Annotated in this window: 20 protein-coding genes; 9 read left to right on the forward strand and 11 right to left on the reverse strand. The window is 30.6% G+C overall.

Annotated elements, in window-relative coordinates; genetic code table 11:
• Positions 1–2: 2 nt before the first annotated feature.
• Both P9515_RS03240 and P9515_RS03245 read right to left on the reverse strand, forming a co-directional pair.
• On the reverse strand, positions 3–410 hold the full coding sequence (locus P9515_RS03240) for a DUF4332 domain-containing protein (protein ID WP_011819966.1): 408 nt from the start codon (positions 408–410) through the stop codon (positions 3–5).
• A 7-nt stretch (positions 411–417) separates the two neighbouring features.
• Entirely contained in the window at positions 418–861 is a 444-nt protein-coding gene (locus tag P9515_RS03245) for a DUF2518 family protein (RefSeq protein ID WP_011819967.1), read from the reverse strand.
• Positions 862–924: 63 nt separating this feature from the next.
• Between P9515_RS03245 and P9515_RS03250 the strand changes: the two genes are divergently transcribed.
• The 4 genes from P9515_RS03250 (at position 925) to P9515_RS03265 (ending at position 7,222) form a co-directional block, all read left to right on the forward strand.
• The gene (locus P9515_RS03250; RefSeq protein WP_011819968.1) at positions 925–4,872 is read left to right on the forward strand and encodes a translocation/assembly module TamB domain-containing protein; all 3,948 of its coding nucleotides are present in this window, start codon (positions 925–927) and stop codon (positions 4,870–4,872) included.
• A gap of 66 nt (positions 4,873–4,938) precedes the next feature.
• On the forward strand, positions 4,939–6,249 hold the full coding sequence (locus tag P9515_RS03255) for a glutamate-5-semialdehyde dehydrogenase (RefSeq protein WP_011819969.1): 1,311 nt from the start codon (positions 4,939–4,941) through the stop codon (positions 6,247–6,249).
• An 11-nt stretch (positions 6,250–6,260) separates the two neighbouring features.
• Positions 6,261–6,623, forward strand: coding sequence for a dihydroneopterin aldolase (locus P9515_RS03260; RefSeq protein ID WP_011819970.1), 363 nt, complete (start codon positions 6,261–6,263; stop codon positions 6,621–6,623).
• A 5-nt stretch (positions 6,624–6,628) separates the two neighbouring features.
• The gene (locus P9515_RS03265; protein WP_011819971.1) at positions 6,629–7,222 is read left to right on the forward strand and encodes an esterase/lipase family protein; all 594 of its coding nucleotides are present in this window, start codon (positions 6,629–6,631) and stop codon (positions 7,220–7,222) included.
• Here the strand turns inward: P9515_RS03265 and P9515_RS03270 are convergent.
• From P9515_RS03270 to P9515_RS03300, 7 genes are all read right to left on the reverse strand, one after another.
• A complete protein-coding gene (locus tag P9515_RS03270; protein WP_011819972.1) occupies positions 7,200–9,302 on the reverse strand; it encodes a M3 family metallopeptidase in 2,103 nt (700 codons plus the stop codon). The genes P9515_RS03265 and P9515_RS03270 overlap by 23 nt on opposite strands.
• Before the next feature lie 17 nt (positions 9,303–9,319).
• Positions 9,320–10,858 (reverse strand): NAD(P)H-quinone oxidoreductase subunit 4, encoded by a 1,539-nt coding sequence (locus tag P9515_RS03275; protein ID WP_011819973.1) that lies wholly within the window; start codon positions 10,856–10,858, stop codon positions 9,320–9,322.
• 78 nt (positions 10,859–10,936) lie between these two features.
• The gene (thrB, locus tag P9515_RS03280; RefSeq protein WP_011819974.1) at positions 10,937–11,884 is read right to left on the reverse strand and encodes a homoserine kinase; all 948 of its coding nucleotides are present in this window, start codon (positions 11,882–11,884) and stop codon (positions 10,937–10,939) included.
• Between the two features lie 8 nt (positions 11,885–11,892).
• Positions 11,893–12,930, reverse strand: coding sequence for a glucokinase (locus P9515_RS03285; RefSeq protein ID WP_011819975.1), 1,038 nt, complete (start codon positions 12,928–12,930; stop codon positions 11,893–11,895).
• 9 nt (positions 12,931–12,939) lie between these two features.
• A complete protein-coding gene (gene thrS / locus P9515_RS03290) occupies positions 12,940–14,856 on the reverse strand; it encodes a threonine--tRNA ligase (RefSeq protein WP_011819976.1) in 1,917 nt (638 codons plus the stop codon).
• Between the two features lie 3 nt (positions 14,857–14,859).
• On the reverse strand, positions 14,860–15,876 hold the full coding sequence (trpS, locus tag P9515_RS03295) for a tryptophan--tRNA ligase (RefSeq protein ID WP_041710569.1): 1,017 nt from the start codon (positions 15,874–15,876) through the stop codon (positions 14,860–14,862).
• Positions 15,866–16,321, reverse strand: a complete 456-nt coding sequence (locus tag P9515_RS03300) for a hypothetical protein (RefSeq protein WP_011819978.1) — start codon at positions 16,319–16,321, stop codon at positions 15,866–15,868. Before P9515_RS03300 ends, trpS begins: the two co-directional genes overlap by 11 nt.
• Positions 16,322–16,488: 167 nt before the next feature.
• Here P9515_RS03300 and P9515_RS03305 point away from each other — a divergent pair, with 167 nt between their 5' ends.
• Genes P9515_RS03305 through P9515_RS03325 form a run of 5 tightly spaced genes read left to right on the forward strand, consistent with a single transcriptional unit; the run spans position 16,489 to position 21,572 of the window.
• Positions 16,489–17,814, forward strand: a complete 1,326-nt coding sequence (locus tag P9515_RS03305) for a YcjF family protein (protein ID WP_011819979.1) — start codon at positions 16,489–16,491, stop codon at positions 17,812–17,814.
• A gap of 30 nt (positions 17,815–17,844) precedes the next feature.
• Positions 17,845–18,747, forward strand: coding sequence for a metal ABC transporter substrate-binding protein (locus P9515_RS03310; RefSeq protein WP_011819980.1), 903 nt, complete (start codon positions 17,845–17,847; stop codon positions 18,745–18,747).
• Positions 18,748–18,751: 4 nt separating this feature from the next.
• A complete protein-coding gene (locus P9515_RS03315) occupies positions 18,752–19,516 on the forward strand; it encodes a metal ABC transporter ATP-binding protein (RefSeq protein ID WP_011819981.1) in 765 nt (254 codons plus the stop codon).
• 11 nt (positions 19,517–19,527) lie between these two features.
• Positions 19,528–20,400 (forward strand): metal ABC transporter permease, encoded by an 873-nt coding sequence (locus tag P9515_RS03320; protein ID WP_011819982.1) that lies wholly within the window; start codon positions 19,528–19,530, stop codon positions 20,398–20,400.
• Between the two features lie 5 nt (positions 20,401–20,405).
• Complete coding sequence (locus P9515_RS03325) at positions 20,406–21,572, forward strand: DUF4336 domain-containing protein (protein WP_011819983.1); 1,167 nt, start codon at positions 20,406–20,408, stop codon at positions 21,570–21,572.
• A 4-nt stretch (positions 21,573–21,576) separates the two neighbouring features.
• Here the strand turns inward: P9515_RS03325 and P9515_RS03330 are convergent, their stop codons facing one another.
• Complete coding sequence (locus P9515_RS03330) at positions 21,577–21,915, reverse strand: DUF760 domain-containing protein (protein WP_011819984.1); 339 nt, start codon at positions 21,913–21,915, stop codon at positions 21,577–21,579.
• A 45-nt stretch (positions 21,916–21,960) separates the two neighbouring features.
• A complete protein-coding gene (gene lepB, locus P9515_RS03335) occupies positions 21,961–22,545 on the reverse strand; it encodes a signal peptidase I (protein WP_011819985.1) in 585 nt (194 codons plus the stop codon).
• Between the last annotated feature and the right edge of the window lie 42 nt (positions 22,546–22,587).

Genomic DNA, 22,587 nt, shown 5'->3' on the forward strand with positions numbered 1-22,587 from the left:
TTTTAAATGGATTTACAGATTTGATTAGCTCTTTTTATCCAATCTTTTAAAGTAGATAGAGTTATATTTGTTTGAGTTTGAGTTCTAAGACTTCTCTCCAATCTTCCAATTCTCTCCTTAAGATCATATGGGTTCAAAATTGAAAGTGATTTGATAGAACCTACCCCGCAGTGTAGTAGTAAGTAAGATTCATATGGATTTATTGAAAGCTCACTTTTGAAATTAGCAATAGCTCTTATTTTTCTTAAATTATTTAGAGTACATAATGAGTATGAATTTTGAATAATATTCAATTCTGAATCACTAAGCTGACTTAATTTTTTAAAATCATTTAGTTTCTTTTTAATTAAAAAAGATTTTTCATGTCTGAAGTTATCAGGTAAAACTTCTAAAAATTTCTCTTCAATCATTTAATAACTAATTCATCGTAAAGATTTTTTCTATCTCCCCAATAATTACTGGCTTACTAACATCATTTGAGATCTTCTCAAGTTTCCTAAGTTTAATTTTAACGGTTGAGCCGGATCTACTACCCTTTTTAAGGTTTGCAGATAATTGTTTTAATGTGGGCTCAATGGCTTCTTCTGGAAATTCATTATCAGCTTTGGTAACAATTAAATCAAATCCGTTATCATAAACAATTGGAACATATTTAGCTCCTTCTATTTTTATATTTTCTGTATAGCTTTGTATAAAAGCCCAACTGCTTAAGGAAAGTAATAATGAAAAGATAGTTGCTCCTGTAATTCTGAATTTAAAGCCAAAATTAAAAATAAATGAAATCAAAGTACCAAGAAAAAGAAATATTCCAAAGAATCCAAATATCTTAGGTGTATTCTCTAATAGTTCATAAAAAGACATTTACTGGCTTTGACCTCATTAATTTCTTATATTTTGTAAGACTACTCTATTTAGGATTCTAACTTGAAAAGAATTAGATCTCTAAATTTTAATAAAAAATCTTTTTTCTTAGTGGCTATTTTGTCAATTAGCTTTGTAGGGAATTTGTTATTAAATAGATTTGTTAAAGATTTATATGAGAATAGAAGAATAAGACTAGAGGACAGGATAGGAAGATTTTTAGATAAAGATGTGGACTTGGGCGATTATGCTGGCATCAGATATTTTGGGATTTCTTTAAATAATTTCAAAATTATTGATAATAATCATTCAAATTCTGAAATCGTAGCGAAGAATATATATATAAGCATTATGCCAATTAGATCTTTATTAAACCAAAGATGGATTTTTAATGTAACGCCAAAAAAAAGCAAAATTGACATAAATCAAGATTTTTTCAAAAGAGAAGAACTTGATAAAAAAGAAAAAAAATTTATTAAAAATAAATTAAATTACGATTTAAATTTTAATATAAAAGAATCTATAAATTTTAAACTAAAGGATATTGGAATAGAAACCAAAGTAAAAGGAAAATTAATATACAAATCAAAATCAAAACATTTTTTTGGAAATATTAATACTTATGCCAAAGGTAAGGGTAATTTAAATTTAAAACTAAATACTAAATTAAATAAAGGTTTTTTTAATCTTGAGATATTATCTCGTGGGATAAATTTGAAAGGATCTGAATATGGTTTCGGAGATAGTAAATTTGCTATAAGAAGCGGGAAAATTAAATCTAACCTTAAGTATTATAAATCTCCTAAACAAACATTTTGCAAAGGTAAGCTTTCTTTGAATAATTTAAGGTTGAAAACTAATAATCTTGTAGAGGATATTAATAGTGATTTTATTGGGCTTTTATGCCAAGGTAATAATATTATCGCTGATACAAAAAATCTTAATTACGGTACTTTAATATCAAATTTCAATCTAAATTTTCCTTTAAATCAAGATATTAATATTATAAATTTAAAAGGTAATGTTGGATATTTAGATAGTTTGAATCCTGAAATACAATTATCAGGAGATGTTCCGTATTGGTTTGATAAAAGTGGTATAAACTTTGGAGATATTAATTCTAATTTTATTCTTAATAGAACTCAATTATCAAATTTAAATATTTTCCGTAAAAATAGGATCAGAGGTTTTATTACTGCAAAAGGGGAATTTAAGGGTAAGATAAATAACCCGGATATTCAAATCAATTTCAATGTTGATTATCCACATTATAAAGGTATAAGAATAAGAGAAATATGGGAAGGAGAGATCAAAAATCAAGATAATCAATATGTCGTAAATATGAATAATAGATATTCACCCGTGCCTTCTTTTCTTACCTTTAATTTTGATTCAAAGATTAAGTTAGAAAATATAACCTTTAGTAGAATATTTAATTCCAATAAAGGTACTTTAAATCTAACTAAAGATGTTGATAAGTATCGTTGGAATGCGAATAATTTCCCTCTAGATGAGATTGAATTGGCTACTAATAATAATGAATTCGATCGAGTTAGTGGGATTGTAAATGGTTCGGGTTTTATATCTAAGGATCAAACCTATTATGACGGTCGTTTGGCTTGGAGTCTCGGCAAATATAAGAATATAAAATTTGAAAATTCATTATTTTATTTTACTTTTAATGATAAATCTTTTTATATAAATTCCTCATTGTATCCAATTGATGGAGGTATGATTGATCTTGAATATGATTCTAATAAAGATAATAATTTTAATATAATTTTTAATAATATTAGTACTAGTTGGACATTACTAACAGCTGTGGATATTTTAAATCTTGATAATAAAAAAATTCTTCCAAATAGTAATTCTAGAGCCTTAGATGATATAGAAATAAATAATACTAATAGCTCATTTAAGGATAAGATCCTTTTGATAAATAATTTTATAAATGATAAAGCTTTTTCAGATGATAAATTAAATTTAAAAAGATATTTAAGTAAATTTGAAAGTAGATACGATGCAAATGTAACTATAGAAAGTAATAACTCATCTGATTTCAAATTGAAAACTAAATTAAACGGATATCTTGATTTAAAAAATGATATTAAAGAAAGTTCTAGAGAAAATTTTTCACTAGATTTAGAAGGAGGGATTTTTACAGGAAAAGGTTTTCTAAATATTAATAAATTGCCTTTAAAAACTATAAATATTTTTCTAGACAAGCCTAGAGATTTTGAAGGGAGTTTCGATATTAATTTACTTTATGACCTAGATAAAAAATCTTTTGCAACTAATATTTCTTCAAATAATACTTCAATTTTTAATAACCCTATCATTCTGGATATTGGGGACATCCAATATAGGGACTCTATTTTTAATTTAGATTTATCTTTATTATTAAATAACTCTAGTACTCCAATAAATATTTCTGGTTATATACCTATTAATAGAGAGGAAAAATTAGACTTGAGATTAAATGGTAATGGTAAGTTTATTGAATTAATTGATATCTTTGCGGATGATTATTTCACCTTTAAGAAAGGTGATGTAAATCTAAGAATGATAATTAAAGGAACCCTTAATAAACCTATTGCGAATGGTTTTGTTTTTATAAAGGATTCTGAAATTGATATTTATAGCAATATTATTAAAAATATAAATAGTACTATTATTTTCGATTTTGATCATATAGAAATTAAAAACCTAAAGGCTTCAGATGATGATTCTGGTAATATTTTCGTAAATGGCTCACTACCTTTTTATAAAAAAAGTAGCACTAATGATAAAGATATTAGTTTGATATCAAATAAATTTAATATTAAATCTAGTAATATGAATTTTCTAATTGATTCTAAAATTAATATAGGAGGATCATTCAAAAAGCCCGTATTTGGCGGAAAATTAGCACTAAACAATGGATTCGTTAATTTAAATAACCCTAATAAAAAAAATATCAAGAAAAATAATGTTAAAGAAATAAATGATGAAAAGAATTGGCCCGAACTATATTGGGGAAAAGATGAAAGAATTGAAATAATTTCAAATGAAACGATATTAAATTCTTTCCTTTTGGGAGAAAATGTCCCGAATTATCTTGAGAATTTAAGTTTTAAGAACCTTAAATTAAAACTTGGTCCGGATTTTAGAATTCAATACTCAGAAATAATTAAAGCTTATTTAGACACTAAGTTAGATTTGAATTTCAATGGAAATGTTGGTAAAGATTTAAACGCTAGAGGACTTATTACCTTAAGTAAAGGTATAGCAAATCTATATACAACCCCTTTCAAATTGGATAAAAATAAAGAAAATTATATTTTATTTGCCTCAAGAAGTGGCATTGTTCCTTTTATCAACTTTTCACTAACTAGTAAAGTTCCAGATTTAATAATCCCAATTAGTGAAAATAATCAAGATCTAAATAGTTCAAGTGGTTTAGATTCGAATGTTGGTTCAAGTGGTTTTGGGGTAGTTGGAATAGGTAATACAAGACTTATAAAAATTGAGGCTTCATATGAAGGATTTCTCGATCAATTATCTTTTGAAGATGAAAATAAAAAAATACAACTAAGAAGTACACCTAGCTATAACAGATCTCAAATTATTGGTTTGATAGGAGGAAACTCTGCAAATTTAATAAATAGAGCATTTATTTCTCAAATAAATAGTTCAGATGGATTTAGTGATCGATTTCAACTATCTTTATATCCTGCTTTAATAGAGAATAATGAATCAATAAATAATGTTTTTTCAAATGAAAAATTTGAAGTCAATGATACCGAAGATTCATCTTCTAATGTAGGATTTTCTTCTCAAGCTTGGATTGCTGAAATAGGACTTGATATTACAGATAGAGTGAACTTTGCCGTTCAAGCAACACCCGACAGGGATGATTTACCGCCTCTTGGAATACTTACTTTGCAAGCTAATCCAAACTTAGAATTGTTAGGAACTATCGATTCTGATGGAAAGTGGAAAAGTCAACTACAGTTATTTTTTAGATATTAATTCCTAAAATAAAAGTTTTAAGAATGCTTATTTTGACTTATTATTAAATTTAAATAAAATCAAATTATGACTGATATATTTGAAGTTCCCAGCCCAGATAATAATCTTTTAGATAAAGCTGAGCAACTTCGCTTAGCTTCAATTAAAACTAGTCAAACAAATAATAATGAGAGAATTAGAGCTTTGAATTTAATGGCTGACTCTCTAGAAAAAAACTCAAAAGAAATAATTGACTCTAATTTTGAAGATTATAAAAAAGCAGAAATAAAAGGAATTTCAAAGGCCTTACTTTCTAGATTAAAGCTATCAAAAGAAAAACTAAATTTAGGAATAGAAGGGATAAGAAAAGTTGGTGACTTGTCAGATCCACTAGGTCAAATCCAAATAAAAAAGGAACTTTCCAAAGGACTCATTCTAGAGAGAAAAACAGTTCCTATTGGAGTGCTAGGAGTGATTTTCGAATCAAGACCTGATGCAGTAATGCAAATAAGTTCTTTGGCAATTAGAGCTGGGAATGGAGTAATGCTTAAAGGGGGGAGTGAAGCCAATTTTACTAATCAAGCAATTGTTAGTGCACTTAAGAAGGGTTTGCAGAAATCAAATATCGATGATAACGCTATCTGTCTTTTAACAAGTAGAAAAGATAGTATGGCGATGCTGAACTTAGAAAAATTTATAAATTTAATTATTCCAAGAGGAAGTAATGAACTCGTTAAATTTATACAGGAAAATACAGGAATCCCTGTTCTTGGCCATGCTGATGGGATTTGTCATTTATACATAGACGATGAAGTAAATCTTGATATTGCTTTAAAAGTGGCTTTAGATAGTAAGATTCAATATCCAGCTGCCTGTAATGCTATTGAGACTCTTTTAATACATAAAAGTATTGCCCCTGCCTTTCTGAAAAAAGCTATCCCAATTTTTAATTCTAATAATGTTAAGTTGATTGGAGATAAAAAAGCTGTTAAATTGGGCGTCGCTTTTGAAGCTAATTACGAGGACTGGCAAACTGAATATTTAGATCTTATTCTCTCTATAAAAATTGTTGATGATTTAGAAGAAGGAATTGCTCATATACAAAAATTCAGTTCAAAACATACAGATGGAATAATCACTGAAAATATAAGTAACGCTAATAAATTCATGAGTGAGATAGATAGTGCAGGGGTTTTTCATAATTGCTCAACAAGGTTCGCAGATGGTTTTAGATATGGCTTTGGAGCTGAAGTTGGGATATCTACTCAGACATTACCCCCAAGAGGTCCAGTAGGACTGGAGGGGTTGGTAACGTATAAGTATTTTTTAAGAGGTGAAGGCCATAGTGTTGATGATTTTTCATCTGGAAAATCAATATATACCCATAAAGATCTTTAAATATTATAAGAATGGGAACATATTTAAAAATTAAGAATATTAAACTTTGGTCAAGAGTTGGTGTCCTAGAAGAAGAAAGAGAATTAGGGCAACTTTTTAGTTTAGATGTACTTCTATGGGCTGATTTTGAAAAGTGTACTCAAAATGATGATATTAAAAGTACAGTTGATTATTCAAAATTAGTTGAAATAGTAAAATATCAATCCAAGAAAATATGTTGCTTTACTATTGAGAAATATTCAAATGAAATTTTAAAAATTATTGATGAAGAGTTTGAACTTAGCCGAATTAAAATAATACTAACGAAATGTAAGCCTCCAATAATTGGTTTTGATGGAGAGGTCTCAATTGTAAGAGTTTTAGAAAATAATTAAAAGTTTTGTCAAAAAGAGATCCCATAATATTAATTCATGGTCTTTGGAATACAGCAGATATCTTTTCTTCGATTACTTCGAAACTTGATGAGATTGGAATTGAATATTTTGCACCAACTTTGAAGCATGAATATGGAATGACATCTATTGTTGAATTAACTAGTTTATTAAATGATTTAATTTTAGAGAAATATGGTTATGAAAAAAAACTTGATATTTTGGGATTCTCAATGGGAGGAATAATTGGTAGGTATTGGATAAAAAAAATGAATGGTTATAAAAGAACTAGAAGATTTATAACGGTGGGTTCACCTCACAAAGGAACATTGGCATCACAATTAATTCCTAAATATCCATTTAAAGGAATATCTGAAATGAAAATAAATAGCTATTTATTAAGAGAATTGTCAAAATCTGATTATCTTCTTAAGGGGATTCATTGTATAAGTTTTTTTACTTATTGGGACCTTATGGTTTTCCCAGGATGGAGAGCAAATTTAAATTACGGTGACAAAATATCACTAAAAATTTATAAACATAGAAATTTAGTGAGGAATAAAGATGCGGTCGCACAAATTATTGACAGGCTTCTTGGGTAACAGATGATAGACCTAAGTGTCTTATCAAAGAATCTGTTTTTGGTTCTCTCCCTCTAAATAATTTAAATACTTCTAGTGGAGAGAAACTTCCTCCAAGACTTAAAACTGTGTCTTTAAACTTTTTGCCAATTTTCTTTATATTTTGATTATTTTCTAAATCTGCCTCTTCAAACATAGAAAAAGCATCGGCACTTAAAACTTCTGCCCATTTGTAAGAATAATATCCAGCTGAATAACCTCCTGCAAATATGTGACTAAAGCAGCAAAGGAATTTATCTTCTTGTATCGGGTTGATTACTGTTGTATCTCGTGCAATTTCTTTTCTGATCTCTTCTGAATTTTTATCCTTATTGCTTTTGATATTGCTATGTATTCTTAGATCTGTTATTGCAAAATGTAATTGTCTTAGAGTAGCCATCCCACAATTAAAAGTTCTGTTTTTTACTAATTTTTCAAAATTCTCATCAGATAGTCTTTCCCCTGTTTCATAATGCTTTGCAATATTTAACAAGGTTTTTTTGTGAAAACACCAGTTTTCCATAAATTGACTAGGAAGTTCAACAGCATCCCATTCAACATTATTAATACCAGCTGCTTGTGGAAGATTTACGGTGGTAAGCATATGTTGAAGTCCATGACCAAATTCATGGAAAAGAGTTTGAACTTCATCAAAACTCATCAAACTGGGCTTGTCTTTGGATGGTGGAGTTTGATTACAAACTAAATAGGCAACAGGCAAAATATTTCTACCATGATTATTTTTGTTAAGACATTCATCCATCCATGCACCTCCTCGCTTTGACTCGGGTCGTGAGTAGGGGTCAAGATAAAAGGAAGCTATTTTATTATCATCCTTATTTAGAATATTAAAATACAAAACGTCATCATTCCATACCGGCGCTTCATTAGTCGCTTCAACTACTTTGATTTCGAATAGGTTTTCACTAAGATTAAATAGACCTTTTAAAACATCATTAAGAGGGAACCATGGTCTAAGTGATTCTTGATCTAAATTAAGCTCCTCCTTTCTAAGGATTTCAGACCAATAACTAATGTCCCAAGCTTCAAGAGCTTCGAAAGGTGGAAATCCATTTTCTTTTGAAAACTTATTGAGTTTTTCTAATTCATTTTTGGCTGTTTTAAAAGCAGGTTTTCTCAATTCCTCTAAAAGTTTCTCGACATTTTTTATTTTATTAGCCATTTTTGTTGAGAGACTTAGTTCTGCCCAACTTTCATAACCAAGAAGATTAGCCTGTTTAGTCCTAAGAGATAGGATCTCTTCAATAATTTGACAGTTATTATTTTTTCCGTTAGAGGCTCTGCTCACAAACGCTTTATATAAATTTTCCCTTAGATTACGATCTTTTGCATATGTCATAAATGCGGTATAGGTGGGAATATCTAAACTTAATTTCCAAGGCCCATTTTTTGGATCAGCTTCGCCTTCTTTTTTTAAATATTCATGAGCTGATATAGACATTAATTCTAAAACCCTTTCTGGCAGTCCCTCTATTTGAGATTTATCATTTAATATTAAAAACCAAGCATTAGTTGCATCTAAGACATTATTACTGAAATTTGTAGATAATTTTCCAAGCTTTTCAGAAATAACATTGAATTCTTTTTGGTCATCTATATTTAATGAAATTCCTCGATGTTCCATTTCGAGGATTTCTTTATCAAGGATTCTACTTTTGACTTTATCAAAATTATTTGTTTCTTTAAGCTTTACTAATGCTTTATAAATAATTTTACTTTGTCCAAACTTATTACTTAAATTAATAATTTCAGGTAAAAATTTTGAGTAAATTTCTCTTAAACTTTCGGAATTTTTTACTCCATTTAGATGACTTATAACTCCCCAGCTCCACCTAAGAATCTCATTGACTTCATTTAGAGGATTGATCACCTTGTCCCAATCAAGATTCTTTTGGTTCAAGTAATTAGATAAAAAGTTTTCTATATTCTTGAATTCAAGATTTATTTTATCTATTACACTTGGAAATTCTTTATTAATTCTATCTGATGTAAATTTTTTAAATTCTGGCAATTCTCCATAATTAAAAATTGAAGTTTCCATTTTTTTGAATATTAAAATTAAGTGATGTTTGAAATTAACCCAACTAATTTAGCTAAAGTCAGTTGTTGACTGAGAGCATCTGTGGAAGATTCATATAAATTTATTGCTATTTTTGGCCAAAAACCTATAACCAGAGTAGGTAAAAGCAAACTAAAACCAATAGTTAATTCTCTCCCATTCATTTCTTTGACAGAAGCAAGTGCTGGGATCCTAGGCCCAAAAAATACTCTTCTACACATAGAGAGAAGATATATGGGCGTTAAAACTAAACCAATAGCTGCTATAAGAATCGTTATTGATCTAAAGAGTGAGCTAAAGCCTTCTTGACTTGTGATTCCCAAAAATACAGTAATTTCACTTATAAAGCCACTCATCCCTGGTAGTGCTAAAGATGCTAAAGAGCTAGCAAGGAAAAAAGCAAATGTTATGGGTAAAACTTTTGCTAAACCCCCCATGTTAGGAATCGAAAGGGTATTTGTCCTTTCATAAAAAGATCCAGTTACGAAAAACATAGCTGCAGCTATAAGACCATGGCTAATCATTTGTAGCATTGCACCGCTTATACCTAAAGCATCTACTGCACCGATTCCTAAAAGTACAAATCCCATATGACTTACTGAACTACATGCAATTCTTCTTTTAACATTATCTTGAGCAAATGCATTTAATGCTCCATAAATTATGTTAATTATTCCAAGAATAATTAAAGCTGGTGCAAGTTTAAGATGTACTTCAGGTAAGATTTGAACATTAAATCTTAAGAGTGCATAGCCACCCATCTTCAAAAGAATCCCAGCGAGAAGCATTGAAACAGGAGCATTAGCTTCACCATGAGCGTCGGGTAACCATGTATGTAGAGGGAAAATAGGGAGTTTAACTCCAAACCCTATTAAAAAGCCTAAATAAGAGAGTAATGCAAGACTTCCTTGTGCATGTTTATTAGTTAGTTCACTTAAATTTAAGGTAAAAGTATCCCCGCTCAGTGCTAATGCTAATCCACTTATAAGGATTAATAAAGAAGCTAAAGCAGTATAAAGTATAAATTTCGTAGCAGCATAAAGTCTCTTTTTACCTCCCCAAATAGCAATCAGAAGATAAACAGGGACGAGTTCTAATTCCCATGCCAAGAAAAATAATAAGAAATCTTGAGAAAGGAATACCAATGCCTGTGCTGAGGCCTGAACTAAAAGTAATGCAAAATATAAATTTGCTTTTTTCTTTACTTTCCAACTTGCTGCAGCTGATAAAAACGTAATTAATCCGCTTAAAGCGATTAAAGGAGCCGAGAGGCCATCTACCCCAAGAGACCATTCCAAGCCTATGGAAGGTAGCCAAGATAATCTTTCTAACAACTGTAATGAACTATCAGTATTGTCAAATTTCTGAAGTAATACACCTACAATGAGTAAAAAATCTATAAATAAAAAACCTAAAGATATATTTCTTGGAAGAGAATTATCTTCTCCCTCATTTGTTTTTAAAAAAGGCATTATTAACGCCCCAATCAAAGGTAATAAAACAATAGATGATAACCAAGGAAAAGATTCTAAATTCATTTATGTAATGAACAATTTTTTTATTGTAGTTGAAGATACTCCAGCTTGAGACTTTAACATTAAAAAGTGTAAGTAAAACTACTTACCTGAAATAGTTTTGAATTGACTCCCCTTCGTTTGGACATTTAAAAATGGAGCTCTACTTGCAATGCCTAAGTTTTCCCAAGCTTTTACCATCGCCTGACTTACTACCTTGCCATTATTACTTTTACATAAAGCTAAAATGCTTGGCCCAGCTCCACTAATTGCGCAACCTAAAGCTCCTGCTTGTAATGCAGCCTCTTTAACTTCTAATCCTCCTTTAATTAGTTTCCAGCGATATGGCTCATGTAATTTATCAAACATACCCTCTTTTATTAGCTCATCATTTCCAGTTTTTAAACCATTAAGTAATAAAGTAAGGGCACCCATGTTTGTAACGGCATCAGATATTGGAATATTTTTTGGCATCACTCTTCTTGCTTCGCTTGTGCTAAGTCGAATTGCGGGTATAGCTATAACTGCTTTTATCGAATCATGCCAATCACATCTAATAATTCTCCATCTTTGGGAAGATGATCTTGCTGTTAAACATAAACCACCTAAAAGAGATGGAACTACATTGTCAGGATGACCTTCTATATCGATCGCAAGTTCTAAGAGTTTTTCTTTAGGAAGTGGGGAGTTCATGATCGCATTGGCTCCAATAAGCCCTGCAACAATGGCAGTTGCACTACTACCTAGTCCACGAGCTGGGGGGACTGCAAGTTTAACTCTTGCCTCAAGAGCGAATGGGGATACATCTGCACTCTCCCATACTTTTTGTGCCGCTCGAAAGACTAAGTTCTCAGGACCTCCTCTCAAATGATTGCCGTCTGTACTCTCCATGATTAAATCAAATCTATCTCCATCACCTTCTATTCTTGTGAATATAAATTCATTATATAAGTCTAAGGCTGCTCCCAGACAATCAAATCCGGGACCTAAATTAGCAGTTGTAGAAGGAACTGTAACTATAATTTTTTTACCTAAATTGGGTATAGACATTCTTAGGGTTATGTTGTTTTTAATAGCATTTTTGCTCTGCAGGCTGCACTATAAAGTCCAAACTCTTCATCTAAAATTATTTTAATAGGAATAGATTTAACAATATCTATTAATCTTCCTTTATTTGAAATTTGTTTCAAAAATGAATCTGATTTAAAGTTTTTGAAATGTTTTGTAGCCGTACCTCCTGCAATCCATAATCCCCCAAAGCATAGTTCATGAACAGCGATATCTCCTAATAAAGAGGCATAAGCTTCTAACCATATCCTTTCAATTTCCATCATTAAAATATCCCCTTCATTTGAAAGTTTACAAATTTGACTAGGTATCTTTTTTCTTGATTCCTCAGAAATTTCTAATTCTTTAATAGTTTTTTGAAAAGGATGATTTTTAGCATCAGGTTTGCTTAATCTCCACTCAGCTATTCTTGAGAGACCTTCACCACTAACAATTCTTTCGCAAGAAATTCTTTCCACTTTTAAATGATTTTTTAGCCATATCTTTAATTCCCATTCTTCTTTTGACCTTGGGGAGAACTCCACATGACCTCCTTCGCTTGCTAGGACCTCTATATTATTTCCATTAATAAAGCCCCTCGCAATACCTAGACCTGTACCTGCTCCAACTATTGCGTGAAAATTTTTGCTGGAACTAACATGAAACTCTCCATTTTGAATTGTTGCAAATTGATTTTTTTGTAAGAATGGAATTCCATAAATTAATACTCCAAAGTCATTTATTAGTTCAACACTTTCAAATTTGAATTTCATTTTCAGATCATTACCTGAAATATTCCAAGACAAATTAATTATTTTTGCAGCATTATTTCTGACAGGACCCGCAATAGCAAAACATGCATGAAGAGGCCAAGTAATGTTTTTACACTCTTTCTCTAGAAAGTTTTCAATTATTGAATCAAAAGAATCCCATTCTGTAGATAAATATTTTTTTTTAAAGATTAATTTAGGAGTATCAGATTCAAGATCTTTTTCATAAATACCTACAAGAACTTTCGTACCCCCAAGATCACAAGCAAGAAAATTCATAAAATTAAATTAGTCTACTCTTCCCTTTTTCTCAATTAAAGTATTCATAAGTTTAAAAAGATTATCTAATTCATAAATTCCTAAATTCGATCCATCTAAAGCTCTCAAGGTAACTGAATTTAGTTCCTGCTCTTTGTCTCCAACAATACCAATTAATGGTATTCTGGCCAGCGTAGATTCTCTAATTTTATAACCAATCTTTTCGTTTCTAATATCAATTTTTGATCGATATCCTTTAGTATTTAATAAATTATTAAATTCAATACATTTTTTTATATTTCTTTCAGTAATACTTAATAAAATAATCTGAGTTGGAGCTAGCCAAATAGGGAATTTAGCTTCGTATTGTTCTATCAATATTCCTATAAATCTCTCAAAAGAACCTAATATTGCTCTATGCAACATGACGGGACTTTTTTTCTCGTTATTAATGTCTACAAAAGTCGCATCTAATCGAACAGGCATCGAAAAATCAACCTGAATCGTCCCACATTGCCATATCCTGTTAAGACAATCTTTAAGTGAAAATTCAATTTTTGGACCATAAAATGCTCCTTCCCCTGGTTGGAGTTCCCATTTGAGATTTTTATTATTTAAAGCTTCGGTTAGAGCTTCCTCAGATTTGTCCCAAATATCCTCACTCCCTACTCTTTTTTCTGGACGGGTTGATAACTTTATGATAATTTCATCAAATCCAAAAGTATTATAAACCTCAAAAACTAGATCAATAAAAGTTGAGACCTCTTCTTGAATTTGCTCTTCAGTACAAAATATATGAGCATCATCTTGAGTGAAATTTCTAACTCTCATCAAACCGTGCAAGGCTCCTGAAGGCTCATTTCTGTGGCAAGATCCAAATTCAGCCAGACGCAGAGGTAAATCTTTATAACTTTTCAACCCTTGATTAAATACTTGAATATGGCAAGGACAGTTCATCGGCTTAATTGCATAAGTTCTATTCTCAGAGGCAGTAGTGAACATATCATCTCTGAATTTTTCCCAGTGACCTGATTTTTCCCAAAGAGATTTATCAACTGCTTGGGGTGTTTTAATTTCGAGATATTCATTTTTTCTGAGAATTTCTCTTATGTATTTTTCAAGGATTTGATAAATTATCCAACCATTTGGATGCCAAAAAATCATTCCGGGAGATTCTTCTTGTATATGAAAAAGAGAATGTTTTTTGCCTAGTTTTCTATGGTCTCTTTTTTCGGCTTCTTCAATTCTTTTTAGATAATTAGTAAGATCCTTCTCCTTGCTCCACGCTGTACCATAAATTCTTTGCAATGATTCGTTTTTGCTGTCACCTCTCCAATATGATCCGGATAATTTTAATAACTTAAAGTGTCTAAGATGTCTTGTGTTTGGGACATGAGGTCCTCTGCACATATCAATATATTCTTCATGTTTATATAAATTTATTGAATCTTTTTCATCGATTTCTTCAATAATTCTTAATTTGAAAATCTCATCTCTTTCTTTAAAAGTTTTAATAGCTTCTTGTTTTGAAACTTGCAAAACTTCAACGTCATAATCCTTTCTAATGAGTTGATTAATTCTTTCTTCAATTTTGATTAAATCTTCAGGAGTAAACCTATATTCTGAAAAAATATCATAATAAAATCCATCCTCAATTACTGGACCAATAGCCATTTTTATATTTGGATATATTTGTTTAACGGCATGACCAATTAAATGAGCAAAAGAATGTCTAATTATCTCAATACCCTCCTTATCTCGTGATGTAATTATTACCACTTTAGAATCATTTTTTATTGGCAGAGTTGCATCAAAAAGAACGTTATTTACTTTCCCCGCAATTGTTGCTTTGGCTAACCCTGCTCCAATACTTTTAGCAATATCAAGAGTAGTTACAGCTTTTTCGAAAACTTTTTTAGTACCATCAGGGAGTGTTATTTTTGGCATGATTTATTTTTCCATTGAAAAGAAACCTAATTCTGATTTAACTCTACTTAGAGTTTTGTTTGCTACTAACTCAGCTTTCTCTTTACCCTCTAGAAGTATCTTATTTAGTTCATATGGATCATTAATAAGAACATTATATCTTTCTTGAATAGGTTCAAGCGATTCTATAACTTGTTCAGTAAATATTTTTTTAAAAGTTCCCCATCCTGTTTGCGAGAAATCATTCTCTAAATCAGAAATTTCTTTACCACTTAATAATGAATATATCATTAAAAGATTTCTGGATTCAGGCCTATCGGGATTATTAAATTCCATTCCGATATGACTATCACTTTTAGCTCTTTTTATTTTTTTTGTAATAATTTCTGGAGTATCTAATAGATTAATTCTACTACCCTCGTTAATATCGCTTTTGCTCATTTTTTTTGATCCATCATTTAGACTCATTATCTTTGAACCTTTCTTCATAATTATTGGTTGAGGAATTTTTAAAATATTTTTTTTCTTACTAAACTTGGCATTTATTCTCTGTTGGGCAATATCTCTAGCAAGTTCTAAATGTTGTTTTTGATCTTCTCCTACGGGAACATAATCAGCATCGTATAGCAAAATATCAGCAGCCATTAATATTGGATAATCAAATAATCCAATAGAAACATTATTTCCTTGCTGGACAGATTTCTCCTTGAATTGGATCATCCTTTCCATCCAATTTATGGGAGTCATGCAATTTAATATCCAGCAAAGCTCTGAATGAGCAGATATCTGGCTTTGAACAAAAATAGAACATATTTTTGGATCTATACCACAAGCAACATATAAAGCAGCTGTTGAAAGTGTATTCCTTGAAAGCTGTTTTGGGTCATATTCTGTAGTAATTGCGTGCAAATCAACCACACAAAGAAATGTTTCGTGCTTCTCTTGAAGTGCAACCCAATTGTTTATTGCTCCAAGCCAGTTTCCAATGTGTAAATCTCCTGTAGGTTGAACTCCAGAAAGAACTCTTTTTTTATTTGTCATCCCCTTCTTCTTCTTCTCCTTCTCCATCTCCTTTGAGCTCCTCTGTTTTTGGTGTAATTTTTTCAATAGGCTGATTCTTAACTGGCCTTGCAAAAGGATTAGGCGCTGCTTTTATACTTTCGCTCTCAGAAGCTACTGCTTTACTCGGTGAAGATGTGTTTTTATTATTTTTTGCAAATTTAGTTATCGATTCCATTAAGCTTTTATCTTCAATTATTTCACTAAGTGTTCTGACTGAAAAACCTAAAACTGCAACTGTAGATTTAAGTTGAAAAGCCTCCTGTATTGATTTAACCGCTTTCATCTCATTATCACTTAATCTTATTCGAAATCCTCCCCCATCTCTATTTCCTCCGGATCTATTCCTAAAATTAGATCTATCATTATTACCACGACTTCTATAGTTTTCTTGACCAAAATTATTGTCGTAATTGGAATTTGACATCTTAGGGAATCTTTTTTTTATGTAGTCAGTCTATTAATTTACCACCTAGTGATGCAAGAAGTCTTAAATTGAACCTTAAATTTCTTATCTAAAAATTAAAGAGTTATGAAATTTTACTTTTTTCATTCACAAATTGCACTAAAATAGAAGAAAGATATTAAAGAATCGTGTCTAATATTAGTAAAGAAAACTTATTAACGGATTTAATAAAATTTCCTAAAAAAAATATATTTATAATCTTACTTGTTTTGGGTTTTGGAGAATGGTTTTTAAGTGATGTAATAAACTTTGCGGGCGGTTCAATAGGCTTTTTGATTTTATGTTTTGGTGGATATTTTTATCTGAAAAATGAAAAACCAAAATTTAATGAGCCAAAGAATTTAAATGGTTGGATAAACCTTTGTAATGAGGATTTAGATTTCTTTGAGGAAATTGAATTGAATAATAATTTGGAAAAAGAAAATATCAAAAGGAAACAATCTCTTAAATCAATAATTTATAGAGAAAAAAAAGAAGAAATTTATTGTATCGGGCAGAACAATTTTGATTCGAATAATGCATTATTTATAAATTACTTTAAAGAAGAAAGGTACGATTTAAATTTCATTGAGAAACTTCCAAAATATAATTCTTCTGAAATGATTCCTGAAGAAATTTTGAATAGTGACGCTATTTTGTATTTTTTAAAGTTACCCTTATCCGCAAATGATTTTTTATGGTTAGAAAAACTTCCTAAAAGTATGCCTATTTGGTTAGTTGCTTTACCTAAAAATGGATTAGACTATAAAAAAGAATTAGAGGAATTAAAGGCTCAGATTTCTGGAGATTATTTAAACAGAATAATTATATTTGACACAACTAAAAAGGAACTTATTAGCATACCATTCTCTTTACGCAAGTTTTTTATTAGTTCAAGTAGCAATATTGAAAATACAAAAAAAAGACTTTTGAAGAGATTGCATATTAATTGGCAATCTGAGATTGAGGGGATAAGAAGACTTCAATTGAAGGATTTACAGAGGAGAAATCAGATAATGGTAGCCACTTCGGTATTCTTTTCTCCAATTCCATCCATAGATGTTTTATCAATGACTGTTTTAAATTCCTTGATGATTAAAGAAATCAAATCTATATGGGGATGTAATTGGTCTCCAGAAATATTGGATAAAGTATCTAAGCAAATAATAAAAACTGCAATTGCGCAAGGAGTAATAGAGTGGAGTGGCCAGACGTTATTAGGTCTAACAAAATTGCATGGCCCAAATTGGCTAGTAACTGGATCATTCCAAGCAATAAGTGCAGCATATTTAACCAGAGTAGTATCAAGTTCTTTGGCAGATTTCATGGCAATAACAAAGGGAGTCTCAGAACCTGACTTGGAATTTATAAAAGAAAATTCTGAAAAAATTGTTGAAAAAGCATTTGAAAAAGAGAAAATAAATTGGAAATCACTCATATCTGATTTAAAAAACCCATTAATGGGACTAACTTAAAAGTCTGAAACGATATCTTTCTTGAAAAAAATGAGAAAAAAGTTTTTACTTTTAATTTTTTCTTTTCTAATTTGTCTTAGTGCAAATTCTTGTAAAAAGAATTCATTTGAAAATGAAACTAATAAGGAAGTGATTTTGGCAAGTTTCACAGTTTTGGCTGATATTATAGAAAATATTGCTAAAGATGAGTTTGTTGTTAGATCAATTACTAAACCAGGAATGGAAGTTCATGGTTATCAGCCAACTCCAAGTGATTTAATAAAAGCATCTAAAGCCTTCGTTTTTATTGATAATGGGTTTGGTTTTGAATTATGGGCAGAAAAATTTGTTTCGAACCTTGACCTCAAAAGAGTAACTATTTCAGATAGATTAGATCCCATTTTTATTAACGAAGATTTCTATAAAGGTAAACCTAATCCTCATGCTTGGATTTCTCCAAAAAGAGGGATGATTTATGTTGATATTATCGTTGAATCTTTATCAGAAATAAGACCATCTAAAGCAGAATTATTTAGAAAAAATGGAAAAATATATAAGAGCAAAATCTCTAAACTAGATAAAGATTTTTCAATTTTTATTAATAACTTAGATAAAAATAATAGGTATCTAGTAACTTGTGAAGGAGCATTCTCTTATTTAACTAATGATTATGGAATGAAAGAAGCTTATTTATGGCCTGTAAATGCAGAAAGTCTAATTACCCCTAAGAGAATGGCTAGAACAATATCTCTTGTTAGAGATCAAAAGGTTCCTTCTGTCTTTTGCGAGAGTACTGTAAGTAATGAATCACAAATCATTGTTGCAGAGGAAACTGGAGCAAATTTTGGTGGAGATCTTTTTGTTGATTCATTATCTGAGGCCGATGGCTTGGCTAATAGTTATTTAAATATGCTTCAACACAATTTGGTCCTTATAAAAAAAGGTTTGAGTTAAAAAGATGGAAACACCCAAATATAAAAACTATAGAATCGAGGCAGAAAATATCTGTGTCGATTATCATGGTAAAGTTGCCTTATATGATGCAAATTTGAAACTAAAGGCAGGACAAATTTGTGGTTTGGTAGGAATGAATGGAGCAGGCAAAACAACTTTCTTTAATGCTTTAACTGGGTTCGTAAATATCTCAAAAGGAAAAGTTAGAATCAATGGAGAATCTTTGAGAAGTGCTCAAAAAGATCAGTCTATTGCATACGTTCCTCAACTTGAAGGTATAGATAGTCAATTCCCTGTAAACGTATGGGATGTTGTAATGATGGGTCGATATGGGTCTATGAATATTACGAGATCTCCAAGAGAATCAGATATTCAAGCTGTCAAGGATGCTATTGAGAGGGTTGATCTCATTGGACTATCATCTTCTCCCATTGGAAACTTGTCCGGGGGACAGAGGAAAAGAGCATTTTTAGCAAGAGCTATCGCACAAAGAGCATCTATTTTATTACTTGATGAACCTTTTGCAGGAGTTGATATTAGAACTGAGAAACTTATCTCAGAATTATTTATTCAATTTAAAAGTGAGGGGAAAACAATTTTGCTATCTACTCACGACATAATACATGTTCGCGAATTTTGCGATTTGGTTCTTTTGATAAATAAGACAGTTGTTGCTTATGGAGAGACTTCGGAAGTATTTACGCCTGAAAATATTACAAGTACTTTTGGGGGAATGTCACCAGATGTTTTGTTTGGACCTGAGTCATAAAAGTTAGTTAAATGGATCTATGTTTTTTATCTATAAATATAAATTCTTTTATCGTAGATCCATTAAGTCATGAATTTATGAGAAAAGCACTATTGATGAGCTCTTTAGTCGCTGCTGTTTGTGGTTTTTTATCTAGTTATTTAACTCTTAAAGGTTGGGCTTTAATGGGAGATGCCGTTTCTCACTCTGTAATGCCTGGTGTGGTTGTCGCGTATGCTTTGGGACTCCCTTTCTCCTTAGGGGCATTCATTTTTGGCGTAGGTTCTGTAGCTTTAATAGGATTTGTAAAACAAAAGTCGAGAGTGAAAGAAGATACAGTTATTGGTTTAGTTTTCACAGGCTTTTTTGCACTTGGAATAGTTTTAGTTTCAAAGATTAAAAGTAATATTGATCTTCATTCAATTCTTTTTGGGAGCCCTCTAGGTATCTCTCTATCAGATGTTAAACAAACTGTATTTATTTCTTTATTGGTGGTACTACTATTATCAGTCTTTAGAAAGGACTTAATCCTTTATTGTTTTGATCCAAGACACGCAAAAACAGTAGGAATTAATGTATTATTTCTTCATTATTTATTACTCACATGCTTGTCTTTAGCTGCTGTAGTTGGATTACAAACCGTTGGGATAGTTTTGGTCGTTGCTATGCTGATAACTCCTGGTGCAACAGCATATTTATTAACAGATAAGTTTGATATTATGACCATTATTTCAGTAATTAGCGCCATCATTTCAAGTTTACTAGGGATCTATTTTAGCTTTTGGTTCGATCTTGAAACCGGTGGCTCAATTGTCTTGGTTCAAACGTTTATATTTTTATTTGCTTTTTTGTTTGCTCCAAGATATGGGTTATTCAAAATTAGAAAAATATTTTCTAATTATTAACAATAATGTATAAAGAACTAAATAATAAAAGTTGGAATTGGTGGCCTTTATTTCCCCTTTATCCATATGGAAATAAGAAAACTATTCTTAGAGAAATAGTTCCTAATGAAATATGGTCCTTGGAACAGATTCAAGGTTTGTATTATGTTGCAGTTCCAATAAGAATGACAATAATTAAGGTTAATAATGGGCTAATGCTAATTAATCCTTTACCTCCTACGAAGGAACTTGTAACTGAATTAGAAAAATTAGTTTCTATTTATGGAGAAGTAAAAACAATTGTCCTTCCTACAGCTTCAGGATTAGAACATAAAATTGGGTTGCCAGCATTAGCAAGGGTTTTTAAGGATTCTGAGATTTGGTTATGCCCTGGCCAATGGAGTTTTCCTATTAATCTACCTTTAGATTTTCTCGGGATTCCTTCAAAAAGGACAAAGATACTTTTCGAAGATGGAATTCCTTATGAAGAATGTTTTAAATGGTCTTCAATAGGGCCTTTAAATTTAGGACTTGGTAACTATCAAGAGGTGTGTTGTTATCATCTTTCAACAAGGACATTACATGTTACAGACGCAATAGTTGGAATCGATTCAAAGCCTCCAGAAATATTTAATTTCGACCCTACCCCATTATTATTTCATTCGAGAGATCGAGGAGATGAACCTGTCCTTGATACTTTTGAAGCTAGAAAAAAAGGCTGGGCAAGGATTGTTTTGTTTGCATCTTTTTTGAAACCAGGAAAATTAAGAATCCCCTCTCTGAAACAAATAATCAAATATTCTTTTAGAGAAGGTCTTCGAAATAAAAAAGCACATTTTGGTATATATCCTTTTTCTTGGGATGAAGATTGGGAATCATCTTTAGTTGAAATAATGGGTGAAAATATTCCTAAGATTCAGATTGCTCCTGTTTTGCAAAATTTAATATTTCCTCGATCAAAACATGTACTTCTTTTATGGCTTGAGAAGATTAAAACTTATAAAAATATGGAATATTTGATATCAGCTCATTATTCTGCACCTGTTAATTTTAGAAAAGAAGATTGTCAAAATTTAATAGATGAAATTAATTCAGAAAAATGGAACAAATCTCCTGATGATAATAAATTCCTTATTAATTTTTATAAGAAATTATTTGAATTGGGGATAATTCCCGAAAAAGTAAATATTTAGAGAGTTATTCGTTTTCAATGGACATATCTTCATCTTTTTTTAGAGTTTGTTCAAGCTCTTTCCTTTGCTCCATTTGTCTTAAGAAATATCCTGTCATCATTGCAGAGGAAAGTAAATTTGAGATATTGTCTTTTGAAGATGTTATTTTCACATCAAATTGATCAGATGGCAACATCCCTAAAAGACCTTGAACATTGTGCCTTATGATTTCTTGAATATCTTCACTAGCTGATTTGGCGACCCTCTGCAAAACCTCTGGTGACTGTTTTTGAAGATATTGAATTAAATCATTCTCATCATTTGGATCATTATTTTCAGTAGCCAGAAATTCAGGATTGAACATTTATGCAACTTCAACTTATAAAAACACTACAACACCATGAACCCTTTATACTATTTTATTAAGACTAGGGAATTTAATAGGCCCAATATCTTTTAATGGCCAATATCTAAAAATAGCTTTTCCTATAACTTTTTCATAAGGAAGAAATCCCCATACATGTGAGTCCATGCTGTTATTTCTGTTGTCTCCCATTACCCACAATGAACTCTCTGGAACAACATATGGACCAGTTGAATAATCAATATTACTATCAGAAATATAATTATTTTGAACAATATCATTTATGTATAAATTACCTTCTTTTACTTCAATTTTGTCCCCGGGGGTTCCAATAACCCTTTTGATTAATGCAATATCTGATTCATACCCAGCTTTAATTAATTGTTCAGGAACATTAAAAACAATTATTTTATTTTTAAATTTTGATAGGTTTGATTTGGAGGTTATTTTAGGAGTTATTTTCTCAACCAATATTTTGTCTTGGATTTGAAGGGTAGGTAGCATAGATCCTGAGGGGATCCATCTTGGTTCAATTACTTGCCATCGTATAATTAAAGAAATTATTATCCAAATAAAAAGATTTTTAAAATCATTTTTGATTGAACTTTTTTTTTCTAGTAGATTTGGCATTTTAGTTTAATTATTTATTTGTAAAAAAAGGAATTTCTAAAG

The organism is Prochlorococcus marinus str. MIT 9515 (assembly GCF_000015665.1).
GTDB classification, from domain to species: domain Bacteria; phylum Cyanobacteriota; class Cyanobacteriia; order PCC-6307; family Cyanobiaceae; genus Prochlorococcus_A; species Prochlorococcus_A marinus_P.

Excerpts from the sequence above, each read along its gene's own strand:
- thrB (WP_011819974.1), bottom strand. The coding sequence starts at position 11,884 with ATGTCTATACCCAATTTAGGTAAAAAAATTATAGTTACAGTTCCTTCT.
- P9515_RS03320 (WP_011819982.1), top strand. The coding sequence starts at position 19,528 with ATGGATCTATGTTTTTTATCTATAAATATAAATTCTTTTATCGTAGAT.
- P9515_RS03260 (WP_011819970.1), top strand. The coding sequence starts at position 6,261 with ATGGGAACATATTTAAAAATTAAGAATATTAAACTTTGGTCAAGAGTT.
- P9515_RS03310 (WP_011819980.1), top strand. The coding sequence starts at position 17,845 with ATGAGAAAAAAGTTTTTACTTTTAATTTTTTCTTTTCTAATTTGTCTT.
- P9515_RS03270 (WP_011819972.1), bottom strand. The coding sequence starts at position 9,302 with ATGGAAACTTCAATTTTTAATTATGGAGAATTGCCAGAATTTAAAAAA.
- trpS (WP_041710569.1), bottom strand. The coding sequence starts at position 15,876 with ATGACAAATAAAAAAAGAGTTCTTTCTGGAGTTCAACCTACAGGAGAT.
- P9515_RS03275 (WP_011819973.1), bottom strand. The coding sequence starts at position 10,858 with ATGAATTTAGAATCTTTTCCTTGGTTATCATCTATTGTTTTATTACCT.
- P9515_RS03255 (WP_011819969.1), top strand. The coding sequence starts at position 4,939 with ATGACTGATATATTTGAAGTTCCCAGCCCAGATAATAATCTTTTAGAT.
- P9515_RS03325 (WP_011819983.1), top strand. The coding sequence starts at position 20,406 with ATGTATAAAGAACTAAATAATAAAAGTTGGAATTGGTGGCCTTTATTT.
- P9515_RS03240 (WP_011819966.1), bottom strand. The coding sequence starts at position 410 with ATGATTGAAGAGAAATTTTTAGAAGTTTTACCTGATAACTTCAGACAT.
- thrS (WP_011819976.1), bottom strand. The coding sequence starts at position 14,856 with ATGCCAAAAATAACACTCCCTGATGGTACTAAAAAAGTTTTCGAAAAA.
- P9515_RS03330 (WP_011819984.1), bottom strand. The coding sequence starts at position 21,915 with ATGTTCAATCCTGAATTTCTGGCTACTGAAAATAATGATCCAAATGAT.
- P9515_RS03315 (WP_011819981.1), top strand. The coding sequence starts at position 18,752 with ATGGAAACACCCAAATATAAAAACTATAGAATCGAGGCAGAAAATATC.
- lepB (WP_011819985.1), bottom strand. The coding sequence starts at position 22,545 with ATGCCAAATCTACTAGAAAAAAAAAGTTCAATCAAAAATGATTTTAAA.
- P9515_RS03300 (WP_011819978.1), bottom strand. The coding sequence starts at position 16,321 with ATGTCAAATTCCAATTACGACAATAATTTTGGTCAAGAAAACTATAGA.
- P9515_RS03285 (WP_011819975.1), bottom strand. The coding sequence starts at position 12,930 with ATGAATTTTCTTGCTTGTGATCTTGGGGGTACGAAAGTTCTTGTAGGT.
- P9515_RS03245 (WP_011819967.1), bottom strand. The coding sequence starts at position 861 with ATGTCTTTTTATGAACTATTAGAGAATACACCTAAGATATTTGGATTC.